The organism is Chryseobacterium echinoideorum (assembly GCF_007474535.1).
GTDB classification, from domain to species: domain Bacteria; phylum Bacteroidota; class Bacteroidia; order Flavobacteriales; family Weeksellaceae; genus Chryseobacterium; species Chryseobacterium echinoideorum.
The window spans coordinates 87,019-99,597 of record NZ_VKNW01000001.1 but is presented as its reverse complement, the minus strand read 5'-3'; the positions used below and the strand labels follow the sequence as shown (position 1 = coordinate 99,597).

The following is a 12,579-nucleotide window of genomic DNA, read 5'->3' as shown; positions in this document are numbered from 1 at the left end:
TTATAAAACACCTTACAAAAGTTTTTTAAACACTTTTAATAAAATTTACTATTCTTTCACATGCTTTTCCGTCTCCATATGGATTGTGTAAACTACTCATTTTTTGATATTTTTCCTTGCTTTCTAATAAATTAAAACATTCCGAAACAATTTTTTGTTTATCCGTACCCACCAAAATTACTGTCCCTGCATCTACTGCTTCTGGTCTTTCTGTAGTATCTCTCATTACCAAAACCGGTTTTCCTAAGCTTGGCGCTTCTTCTTGCACACCCCCACTATCGGTAATTATTAAGTATGATTTATTCATCAACCAAACAAAAGCCGGATATGCCAAAGGATCTATCAGCTGAATATTTTCGATTCCCGATAAAATTTCGTGAACCGGTTTTTGCACATTGGGATTTAAATGTACTGGGTAAATAATTTGTACATCAGAATTTTTAGAAGCAATCTCTTTTAATGCTTCACAAATATTGATAAACCCCTGTCCGTGATTTTCTCTTCTGTGACCCGTAACAAGAATAAGCTTTTTATTCGCATCAACAATTTTCCTGAGCAGTTCTATTTCTTCATTTTCAATTGTAGAAACTTTTTCAGAGCTTTCCAATAGAGCATCAATCACCGTATTGCCGGTAACCAAAATATTTTTCTCAGAGACATTTTCTTCAAGAAGATTATTTTTTGATTTTTCAGTAGGTGAAAAATGATAATCTGCAATACGTCCTGTAACCTGACGGTTAATCTCTTCAGGAAACGGAGATCTTTTGTCATTTGTTCTTAAACCGGCTTCTACATGACATATTTTTGCACCGCAATAAAACCCGGCTATACTTGCCGCCATTGTTGTTGTTGTATCGCCGTGAACATACACAAAATCCGGCTGAAAATCTTCTAAAACAGATTTTAATTCGGTAATAATATCTGCCGTTAAAGAATATAAATTCTGATTTGGTTTCATTAAATCTAAATCATAATCGGGTGTGATTTCAAAAAAATCAAGTACTTGATCCAGCATTTGTCTGTGCTGTGCCGTTACGCAAACTTTCGTTTCAAAATCCGAATGTTTTTGAAATTCTTTCACCAAGGGGGCCATTTTAATAGCTTCGGGACGTGTTCCAAATATAATTAGATTCTTTTTCAATTTTAATTTTTTTAAAGTATTTAGTTATATGTTTTTTTTATCTTATATCGTCTGATGCATGAACAAGTTTAACTTAATTCATCATAATAACTTACCCTTCAGAAAAATTTAAACTATATTCTCAAATCACTTTCAACCATCTCCCTTACCAAAGCCTGAAGGTCATATTGGGGTTCCCAACCCAGCTGAGTTTTTGCTTTTGTAGGATCACCAATCAAAAGATCAACTTCTGTTGGCCTATAATAATCCGGATCTACCGAAACTACCGTTTTACCAATTTCCAGTTGATATAAAGGATTATTGCATGCTTTAACTTTTGCAATTTCACTTTCATTTTCACCTTCAAAAGATAATTCTACCCCAATTTCATTAAATGCCATTCTTACAAAATCTCTTACCGAAGTGGTTTCTCCCATCGCAATCACATAATCTTCAGGCTTTTCCTGCTGAAGGATTCTCCACATGGCTTCTACATAATCTTTGGCGTGTCCCCAGTCACGAAGTGCATTCAGATTTCCTAAATACAAACATTCCTGCTTGCCTTTGGCAATAGCAGCAACTGCCATGGTAATTTTACGGGTGACAAAAGTTTCTCCTCTTCTTGGAGATTCATGGTTGAACAAGATTCCGTTACAGGCAAACATTCCATAAGCTTCGCGATAATTTTTGGTAATCCAGAAACCATAAATTTTTGCTGCTCCATAAGGTGAACGGGGATAGAAAGGAGAATTTTCGTCATAAAAGCCCGCTGCATTTTTGTTTTCGGGAAGGCCTCCATACAATTCAGAGGTTGAAGCCTGGTAAATTCTTGTTTTCTTTTCCAAACCCAAAATCCTAACAGCTTCAAGAATTCTTAAGGTTCCAATTCCGTCAACATTCGCCACATATTCAGGAGAATCGAATGATACTTTTACATGAGACATCGCCCCTAAATTGTAAATTTCATCAGGCTGTACTTCCTGAATAATTCTGATAATATTGGTTGAATCAGTCAAATCACCATAATGCAAAGTAAAATTCACATTCTGCTCATGCTGATCCTGATATAAATGATCTATTCTTTGGGTATTGAATGAAGAAGCTCTTCTTTTGATCCCGTGAACTTTATATCCTTTTTCCAGTAAAAGCTCTGCTAAATATGAACCGTCCTGTCCGGTAACTCCTGTAATTAATGCTGTTTTCATCTTTTAGATGTATCTGTTATAAAATGATAGTGATAATTGATTTGTTCAACTCTATTTATTACCTCATTTTTACTTCTTTAAAATTGTTGATATTTTGTAAAAACCACTGATAGGTTTTTGCAATTCCGTCTTCAAGTTCTATGGTATGCTTCCATCCTAATTCATGCATTTTTGAGACATCCATCAGTTTTCTTGGAGTACCATCAGGTTTCTCAGAATCCCAAACGATTTCTCCGGTATGACCTGTTACTTTCTGAATTAATTCTGCTAGTTCTTTAATCGTTAAATCCTGTCCTGTTCCCACATTATATAAATGTTCCGGGAGTTTGTTTTCTAATGCGAAAACAACTGATGATGCCATATCATCCACAAAAAGAAACTCGCGCATTGGCGTTCCGGATCCCCATAATATTACCGGTGTGTTGTTATTTTCTTTCGCTTCATGAAATTTTCTTATCATGGCAGGTAGCACATGAGAAGTGTTCAAATCAAAATTATCATGTGTTCCATATAAATTGGTCGGCATCAAAGATACATAATCCTTCCCGAATTGTTTTCGGATAGATTCTACGGCTTTAATCCCGGTAATCTTTGCTACTGCATACCATTCGTTGGTTGGCTCCAAAGAATCAGTGAGTAAATATTCTTCTTTAAGTGGCTGCGGTGCAAGTTTTGGGTAAATACATGATGAGCCTAGAAAAATAAATTTTTCAATATTCATTTTTAATGATGCGTCAATCAGATTATTCTGAATCTGCATGTTTTCCATCAAAAATTGATAAGGATAAGAATTATTAGCTAAAATACCTCCAACCTTTGCTGCCGCATCAATCACTACAGAGGGCTTATTTTTTTCAAAAAAATTCAATACTCCGCTCTGACTTCTCAGGTCTAATTCTTTACTTGTCATTCCTAACAAGTTGGTATATCCTCTCGCTGAAAGCTGTCTCCAGATAGCAGATCCTACCATTCCTCTGTGTCCCGCAATATATATTAATGAATCTTTTGAAATCATACGATTACTATCTTAAAATGGATTGGTATTTTTCCAGCTGATTATATATTTTCTTTACATCCTGAGATTTCTCTTTCTGAAGAATAAGAATTGCATCAGGCGTATGTACCAAAATTGAATTTTTTAGCCCAACAAAAGCCGTGAAAATTTCAGTTCCAACAACCATATTTCCATTCTCATCTACAGGATGACCGGTTGAGCGCAGATAATCATACAATGATTCAAAAGAGCCTAAATCATTCCATCTAAAATGAGCAGAAACTACCTTAATTTTTCTTGATCTTTCCATTACAGCATAATCGATACTGATAGAAGGAATTTTCTGTGAAGCTTCCGCATTTAAGCAACGGTCAACTGATGTATGCCATGCCGCTTTACACTTATCCAATAATTCTGGCTGATGGATTTTTAACTCTTCTAAAAGCACACCCGCTTTAAAACAAAACATTCCGGAATTCCAAAGGAAAGTTCCTCTTTCTAAAAATTCCTGTGCTGTTTCAGTATTGGGCTTCTCTCTGAAAGAAAGAACGTCTTTGCCTTGATATTCAATATATCCATACCCTGTTTCAGGCTTCGAGGGAACAACACCAAAAGTGACCAGAAAGTCTTTTTTTGCTAATTCAATAGCTTCTTTTATTGCTGTTTCATAAGCATCCTGGTTTTGGATGAGATGATCAGAGGGAGTAACGATCAATATATCATCTGCCTCAACGGCTAAAGCAGCAAATGCAATAGCAGCCGTTGTATTTCTGGCTACAGTTTCTGTAATAAAAGTTTTGGGAAGTGAGATATCCTTTAAAAGCTGTTTGCTCCATTCAATATGGTCTGTATTTCCTACAACCATAATTTGATCCACAACTTTTTGATTACGCTCTGCGGTTAATTCAAATAATGATTTACCAGAAAATAATTTGAGGAACTGTTTAGGATGCTGCTTGCGCGAAAGTGGCCAAAGCCTGCTTCCTACACCTCCCGATAAAATTATATTATATATTTTCATTCCAATTAAAAAAACAAAAAGGATTACTTATTGTTTTAATTTTATGATCATCTAAATTAATCAGACCATTGATACTTATCTTACAAAGATAAAATGAATCATTTAAGGTGACTAAACTATAGACGACTGCTAATGATTTCTTTATTTAAAATTCCTTTTACATCGTATATCACTCCATTACCATTCAGTAACTTTTCTAGATCTAACTGCAGAAATTCCTGATGAGATACAGTTAAAACAATAGCATCATATTTTTCATTTTCAGGGAGCGTTGAAAGACAATTCATATTATATTCATGCTTGACTTCATCAGCATTTGCCCAAGGATCAAAAGTGACCACTTGTGCTCCGTATTCTTGTAAATGAGTAATGACATCAATGGCTTTTGAATTTCTTATATCCGGACAATTTTCTTTAAAGGTAATTCCCAGGTTTAGGATTTTCGCCCCTCTTATTCTAATATCATTATTAATCATCAGTTTCACAACCTGAGATGCTACAAAAGCTCCCATTGAATCATTTAATCTTCTTGCAGCTAAAATTAATTCAGAATAATATCCTATTTCCTGTGCCTTTTGAGCAAGGTAAAAAGGATCTACTCCAATACAATGTCCTCCCACCAGACCTGGCTTAAATTTAAGAAAGTTCCATTTAGTTCCTGCCGCCTCTAAAACGTCATGGGTATCAATATCCATTAAAGAAAAAATCTTAGCCAACTCGTTCATGAAAGCAATATTCAGATCACGTTGAGAATTTTCAATCACTTTTGAGGCTTCAGCAACTTTAATAGTAGGTGCTAAATGTGTTCCAGCAGTAATTACTGATTGATAAAGATCATCAACAATTTTTCCAATTTCAGGTGTAGATCCTGAAGTAACTTTTAAAATTTTCTCAACCGTGTGTTCCTTATCTCCGGGATTAATTCTTTCCGGCGAATAACCTACAAAAAAATCCTGATTAAACTTTAAACCTGAAACTTTTTCTAAAACCGGCACACATTCTTCTTCGGTTACCCCCGGATAAACCGTTGACTCATAAATAACAATGTCACCATTTGATAAAACCGATCCAACAGTTTCACTTGATTTGTAAAGAGGATCTAACACAGGACGGTTATGCTTATCTACTGGTGTAGGAACGGTTATGATATAAACATTAGCCTCAGAAATGTCATTTATATCCCATGAGCAATAAAGTCCATTGATTATTCCATCATTTTCTTTTAAAGGGTTTTCTTCTAAAAGAACCGCTCTCAGTAGATGGTCATCAACTTCTAAAGTAGAGTCTTTTCCACTTTGTAGTTCAGCAATTCTATCTTTATTAATATCAAATCCTATAACAGGATATTTTGTAGCAAAAAGTCTCGCCAAAGGCAACCCTACATAACCAAGACCTATTATTGCAATTTTTAACTGATTTTTCATATTTATGGAAAATGACTATATGTTAATACTATTTAAGCATTGCAGTTTATTTTTTGAATAGCCTGCTCCACCAAGATTTTTTAGATTCTGCTCCGTATCCATAACCATATTTATAGCCATAGCCGTAACCACTATGAATTTTATTCACATCATTCAAAACCAAACCTACATTTTTAATCTTTTTATCTTTGATTTGTGTGTTGATAAAACCTAACAATTCTTTTTCTGTATAACCCGACCTGGTAACATATACCGTAACGTCAGCTACATCTGCAATCAGGAAAGAATCCGTTACCAACATGAGCGGTGCTGTATCTAATAATACATAGTCATACATTGGTTTCAAAGTTTCTATTAGTTCCTGATACCTGCCGTTTGACAAGAGTTCAGTTGGATTAGGCGTAATGGCTCCTGAATAAATCACATCACAATGAGGATTAAAAGAAGTGGTATGAATAATTTCAGATGCTTCCATCTGGTTATCATACATAAATTCTGATAAACCAATCAACCCTCTCCTGTTTTCATTGTATCTTTGTAGCTGCGGGTTTCTGATATCAGATCCAATAATAACCACTTTTTTCCTTGGTGTAGCCAAAGTAAGCGCCAGATTTACAGAGGTAAATGTTTTCCCTTCTCCTTTTACCGTGGATGTTACAAAAATAACATTTCCTTTTTTGTTTTTAGGCAGCATAAAATTGATATTGGTAATCAAAATCCTGAATGCTTCTGCTAAAGGCGAAAGATCATTGAGCTGCACAATTTCCGGTTCACCTTTTTCTAAAGAAGGAAGCTCTCCAATTACCGTAGCGCCATCAATCAATTTTTCTACATCGTTTTTGGTTTTTATTTTATTATTAAACAATTCTATTAGATAAATAATAGCAAATGGAATAAGTAAACCTATGATTAAAGCTCCTAAATAAATGATCTGTTTTTTAGGAGATACCGGTGTAGGATTTGTTAACGGATCATCAACAATTCTTGCTTTTGGTGCTGCAATAGCCAGAGAAATTGCAGCTTCTTCTCTTTTTTGTAAAAGTAAAAGATATAATTGCTCTTTAATATTCTGCTGTCTTTCTATACTTCTGAATAATTTTTCCTGCTGTGGAATTTTTGAAATTCTCCCGGATAATCTGCTTTGTTCAGATGCAATGACATTCCTTGAAATTTGTAATGCTGATCTGCTCTTCTGAAGACTCTGTATGATAGAACTTCTCATACTATTGATCTGGCTTGTAACATCCTGAACCAGCGGATTTGCAGAAGTAGAATTTTCAAGCAGCCTGTTTCTCTCAATTATCAATTGATTATACATCGCTATATCTGAAGAAGTACTAGAATCTGACAAACCTACATTCAAAGGTAAAACCTGATAGGATCCTTGTCTGTTGATTGAGTTTAAAAGACTGTTGATTAATTCGAGCTGAGATTCATTTTCAAGTTGCTTTTGTCTTCCTCTCATTTCTGTTTCTAAAGACATTTCTGCCTCAGTCTGAATATCAGCAATATTATTTCTGTATTTAAAATCTTCTTTCTGAGACTCTACCTTTCCAAGCTCCTCACCAATAAGCCTGATTCTATCATCAATAAATTCTGCTGTTTTCTGAGCTTCAGAGTTTTTATCTTTTACAGCTTCACGATTATAATTTACGGCCAAACGTTCCAATATATCTTCAGATTTAGAAGACAAAGGATAGTTGATTGCAATTTTCAAAACGGTAGCTTCCTTCTGAACAAGGCTTACATTTAATATGCTCAGATAATATCTTGCTCTGTTGATTCCAGACATAAACTGCAGCAGATAGGTATCACTGTTTTTTTTCTTGATGTAATCAAACTTAGGATTTTTTTGAAACATGACAACTCCAAAAGGCATAACAACTGATTTATTAAAATCAGCTTCAATACTCTTTTTGAAACTTTCTGATTCAAGGATAATTTTATTTCCTTTAATTTTTGCAGTAACTTGTTTTGACGGGTATTTGCCTTTAGGATTTTCAGTAATAGTTCTTACAATAAAAGGAGCAGAATCTTTATAGAGCTCAGCATCTTTTATATTTCCTTTAGAATAAATATTTGTTTCCAAACCCAATTCACGCACCACGGAAAGCATGAGCTTTTTAGACTTCAGAATTTCAATTTCGTTGTCGATAGAATTGGTTCCCATACCTCCAATACCGCTAAGTTCAGAAATAACTGACATATCCGGCTGTCCCGCACTGGATTTTTTGACTTCTTTAATAAGTAATGTTGATTCCGTACCATAAACAGAAACACTGTACCTTAGAAAAAACCACGCAACAACAACAGCTACTATTGCACCAATAATAAACCAATACCACCTATGAATATAAGGTTTTATAAACTCTCTGATGTTTAAAGATTGTTCTTCTTCCTGCAAATAATTCTCCACAATAAATATAAGTTGGTGATTTAGATTAATTTCTTGTAAGAGCCAAAATACCAATTGCCAAAGATGCTACTACTGATGCAATTGAAATATAAATTCCGGTATTTGGATCTAATCTTGCCGCTCTTTCTCTTGTTGAGTTGGGCTGAACGTAGATTACATCATTCTGCTTAAGATAAAAATATGGTGAATTGATAAATTGTGCACTGGTAAGATCAACCTTGTGTGTTGTTATGGCACCATCTACATTCCTTACAACCATTACATTATTTCTTACTCCAAATACAGTAAGATCACCAGCTAATCCTAATGCCTGCAATAAAGTAGTATTACCATCAGGAACAACATAAGTTCCAGGTCTAGCCACTTCACCCAAGACAGAAACCCTGAAATTAATCAATTTAACATCTACAACAGGATCTTTCACATATTTAGAGATAAGGTTGATAAGTTTATCTCTTAATCCCTCTACATTATCATTCGTGGTACTTATCATTCCTATCTGCGGAAAATCAATATTTCCGTTAAGGTCTACCATATACATTGGTCCTGAAACAGGTATTTGCTGTGGTAAATTGTTGGAACTTGGAGAACTGTATTGTGTGATTGTTGTTGATGATGAATAGTTTTTATTGAAAGGTTTTACCACATCCATATCTTTTGCAGAAACAGTTATAACTAACTGATCACCAGGCTGAAGATTACTTCTGCTGTTTTTTATTGAATTATCCAAAGCAATGTTTTCTATATCTTTCATATAATTCAACTCCTGTCTCGGAGTGCATGAAAATATTGCTAAACTTAATACACCGTATAAAAAATATTTTTTTACAATCATTTCTGATAAATTTTTCACAAAAATAGGACTATTATTTTTTAAATAAAATTTTGTTATAAATTATATTTAAAATCATTCTTAATTAAAATTTTATAAACTTACAAAATTACAAATTCACTGTTGGGTTTTCATTCTCAATTTTATCAAGAATTTCAAACTCAGAATTATTACTGATAAATTCGGGAACTATCGCTTTTAACAACCTTACGACCTGTAGTTTATCTCTGCGCACAGCTGATCTTACTATATGTCTGCATAAAATATTAATTTCATCGAAACTCATTACAGGATCTTTTGAAATCATTATTTTTTCATGGTGTGTAGGAATTGTTGTTGCATTATTGCTTAGGAGCTCCTCGTATAGTTTTTCTCCAGGGCGCAAACCAATAAACTTAATTTTAATATCTTCATCAGGAACAAACCCCGAAAGTTTTATCATTCTCCTTGCCAGATCTAAAATTTTCACGGGCTCTCCCATATCAAATACATAAATCTCTCCACCATTTCCCATCGTTCCTGCCTGAAGCACCAATTCACAAGCTTCAGGAATTGTCATAAAATATCGAATAATGTCGGGATGGGTAATCGTAACCGGACCTCCTTTCTCTATTTGTTTTCTAAAATGAGGAATAACTGATCCGTTAGAGCCTAAAACATTACCAAAACGGGTAGTAATAAATTTTGTTGTATTGCCTTCGGAGTTTTGCAGAGACTGCACAAAAAGCTCAGCTGCCCTTTTAGATGCCCCCATAACATTTGTAGGATTCACAGCCTTATCTGTGGACACCATTACAAAACGGTTAACTTTATATTTTTTAGATAATTGTGCAAGGTTTTTAGAACCCAATACATTGACAAATATAGCTTCGTGAGGATTCTCTTCAATTAATGGAACATGTTTGTATGCTGCAGCATGATAAACCATAGAAAAATTATATATTTCGAATAGTTTTTCTAGTCTTGACTGATTTGAAATATCCGCAAGGACAAACTTGAATCTCTGCTCTGGAAATTTTTCCTGCAAATCAAGTTCTAATTCATATAAAGGTGACTCAGCCTGATCTAAAACTACAATCAAATCTGGATTAAATTGTGAAACCTGACGTACAATTTCACTTCCGATAGAGCCAGCTCCACCTGTTACTAATATATTTTTATCGAAATGCCTTCTTCTTACTTCTTCGTTTTCTATTTTTATAGGCTTCCTATTAAGTAGATCTTCAATCTGGAGTTGTCGGATACCACCTACCAAATCAGAATCACGCATTTTACTAAGTGTTGGAGCTTTAAGAACTTTGAGATCATTATCCAATGCCAAAGTCATCCATTCTTCAAGTTCCTGCTTACCCATGATTTCTTTTATAATCAATACAGCATCAAATTGACTGATAAGGTCTTTACTTTTAAAAAAGTACTCAACATTATAAATTTTATGTCCAAGTAAAATTGCCTTATGAGAATCTGACCTCTTTGTAAGAAAGCCTGCGAGACGGTAAGGATAGTTGGGGTTATGCAGAATAGCTCTCGCTAAAGAAACCGAAGCATCTCCTACTCCTATAACTGCAACTCGTATTTTAGATTTTGCGCCTTTATAATCAATAAGTATATTAAAAAACTGCTTGGTTACCATTCTGAAAAAAAACATCATGGAAACCGATATAAAAAAATAAAAGAACAAATTAGGATATAGAAACAATGGTTTTCCAATAGAAAGCTCTACAATTATGTTGATCAATAGCAATGTTGCCAAAGTTGAACCTGAACACAACAAAATTTTAAAAAAATCAAAAAAAGTAGAGTGTCTAATGATTCCTGCATAGGTTTTAAAGACAAACATAAACAAGATGTTAATAAAAACTAATAACATTCTTTTCTCAAAACGATACTGTACAAAATTGGTTTTTACATTCAGTTTTTCAAGAAACAAATAAAATAAAAATATAGATAATAAAACGATTGTAACATCTATTAGAAGTACAATCCATCTTGGTAAATATCTCAAATTTGTGATTTTCACCACATTATCACCTGTGTATAATGAACTTAAAGCGTCTTTAAGCTTTTTCATTTAACGAATTTAATTTTGCTTATTTTCTGCAAATGTAGTTATATTAATTGTATAAAAAAACAACGGTATAAAACATTAACAAGAAAAATTAGAGTAAAAATCATGCCAATTTATACCACATACCATTAATACGATAAACAAAGAGAAATGATATTTTTTTTAATCTTATTTTTTTAGGATTGCAGAAATTTGTTAGTCTATTTTTCAAGCAATATACTTACCCACTCTTCACGCTGCAATTTCTTTTTCATTGTAAGATTACTGCTCATACATACTTCAAGAATGTCATCCACATCAAAAAAACATAGTCCTGATAATAAAAGCTGTCCGCCATTATTCAGTACAGATACATAAGTTGGAATATCAGAAATCAGTATATTTCTGTTGATATTAGCTAAAATAATATCAAATTTTTCATTCCCTAAATTATCAGCAGTTCCTAACTCAATATCCAGATTAACATTATTTCTTTCAGCGTTTTCTTTGGAATTTTCTACAGACCATTCATCAATATCAATTGCCTTTGTTTCGCCTGCACCTATCTGTTTCGCATAAATTGCCAAAACAGATGTTCCACATCCCATATCCAGAACTTTTTTATCCGTAAAATCCATATCCATCATCTGCTGAATCATCAAATAAGTAGTAGGATGATGCCCCGTCCCGAAAGACATTTTAGGCTGAATGACAATTTCATGCATTTCAGGAACAGATTTATGAAACTCTGCCCTTATTAAAACTTTATCATCAATATTGATGGGTTCAAAATTCTTTTCCCATTCTTCGTTCCAATTGATATTCGGCATCTCAGTAAATGAAAACTCAATCTTTACCTCCTGATTTTGGAAGAGCGGAAGACTTTTAAGCTGATTATCATCGAATAAATCTTTTTGAATATATCCTAGAATACCGTCATTCTCTTCTGTAAAGCTATCAAAACCGATTTCAATAAGCTCTGCCATTAATATTTCATTCCAAGGCTGAAGCGGAAATACTTTAAAACTGAATTCAAGATAATTTTGCATAAAAATTTTTATGCAAAAATAGCTTTTTCAATTTTTATAATTCCCAAATAACAAATGATAAATGACCAAATGTACGTTCGGCAGATTTTTTGCAAACAAAACATTATTCAAATACTATAAATATGAAAACAACAGTTGCAATCATCGCCATCGCTTCTCTCGCTTTTGGAAGCTGTGCAGATAAAAAAGAAAACAGAGAAGAATTTAAGGAAGAGCACAATAAAGATTTTATGAGAAATAATATGGGCGAAACTGCCGCATCACATTCGGAACAGTCAGCTTACCCCGATACAGACACCCCTAAAGCGCTCAGAGATACTGCCGCATCTGCTACTGACTATAAAAGTAAAGAAACAAGACCCAATACATCGGTAGGAGGTTCCAGATAAAAATTCAGTCCGCAAATGATTTTGTGGATTTTTTTTGTTTTACATTTGATATTATTCATTTTAAGAGAATATTTTTTTTAAC

General features: G+C 33.7%; 10 protein-coding genes. 1 reads left to right on the top strand and 9 read right to left on the bottom strand.

The features are described from left to right. Window positions 1-25: 25 nt before the first annotated feature. The 9 genes from wecB to prmA form a co-directional block, all read right to left on the bottom strand. Complete coding sequence (gene wecB / locus FOL89_RS00470; RefSeq protein ID WP_144280884.1) at window positions 26-1,141, bottom strand: non-hydrolyzing UDP-N-acetylglucosamine 2-epimerase; 1,116 nt, start codon at window positions 1,139-1,141, stop codon at window positions 26-28. 113 nt (window positions 1,142-1,254) lie between these two features. Further along, complete coding sequence (gene gmd, locus FOL89_RS00465) at window positions 1,255-2,325, bottom strand: GDP-mannose 4,6-dehydratase (RefSeq protein WP_144280883.1); 1,071 nt, start codon at window positions 2,323-2,325, stop codon at window positions 1,255-1,257. Window positions 2,326-2,383: 58 nt separating this feature from the next. Further along, complete coding sequence (locus tag FOL89_RS00460; RefSeq protein WP_394344709.1) at window positions 2,384-3,340, bottom strand: GDP-L-fucose synthase family protein; 957 nt, start codon at window positions 3,338-3,340, stop codon at window positions 2,384-2,386. A 7-nt stretch (window positions 3,341-3,347) separates the two neighbouring features. Then, window positions 3,348-4,340 (bottom strand): mannose-1-phosphate guanylyltransferase, encoded by a 993-nt coding sequence (locus FOL89_RS00455; protein WP_144280882.1) that lies wholly within the window; start codon window positions 4,338-4,340, stop codon window positions 3,348-3,350. A 116-nt stretch (window positions 4,341-4,456) separates the two neighbouring features. Next, window positions 4,457-5,764 carry a nucleotide sugar dehydrogenase gene (locus tag FOL89_RS00450; RefSeq protein ID WP_144280881.1) on the bottom strand — a complete coding sequence of 436 codons (1,308 nt, stop codon included), beginning with the start codon at window positions 5,762-5,764 and terminating at the stop codon, window positions 4,457-4,459. A 46-nt stretch (window positions 5,765-5,810) separates the two neighbouring features. After that, window positions 5,811-8,180 (bottom strand): GumC family protein, encoded by a 2,370-nt coding sequence (locus FOL89_RS00445; protein WP_228444831.1) that lies wholly within the window; start codon window positions 8,178-8,180, stop codon window positions 5,811-5,813. Window positions 8,181-8,205: 25 nt separating this feature from the next. Beyond that, window positions 8,206-9,015, bottom strand: a complete 810-nt coding sequence (locus FOL89_RS00440) for a polysaccharide biosynthesis/export family protein (protein WP_144280880.1) — start codon at window positions 9,013-9,015, stop codon at window positions 8,206-8,208. Window positions 9,016-9,121: 106 nt separating this feature from the next. Continuing rightward, entirely contained in the window at window positions 9,122-11,083 is a 1,962-nt protein-coding gene (locus FOL89_RS00435) for a polysaccharide biosynthesis protein (RefSeq protein WP_144280879.1), read from the bottom strand. Between the two features lie 197 nt (window positions 11,084-11,280). Continuing rightward, window positions 11,281-12,108: a 50S ribosomal protein L11 methyltransferase gene (gene prmA / locus FOL89_RS00430; RefSeq protein WP_144280878.1), complete on the bottom strand. Its 828-nt coding sequence runs from the start codon at window positions 12,106-12,108 to the stop codon at window positions 11,281-11,283. Window positions 12,109-12,230: 122 nt separating this feature from the next. Between prmA and FOL89_RS00425 the strand changes: the two genes are divergently transcribed. Further along, window positions 12,231-12,497 (top strand): hypothetical protein, encoded by a 267-nt coding sequence (locus FOL89_RS00425; RefSeq protein ID WP_185146878.1) that lies wholly within the window; start codon window positions 12,231-12,233, stop codon window positions 12,495-12,497. The last annotated feature ends 82 nt before the right edge of the window (window positions 12,498-12,579 follow it).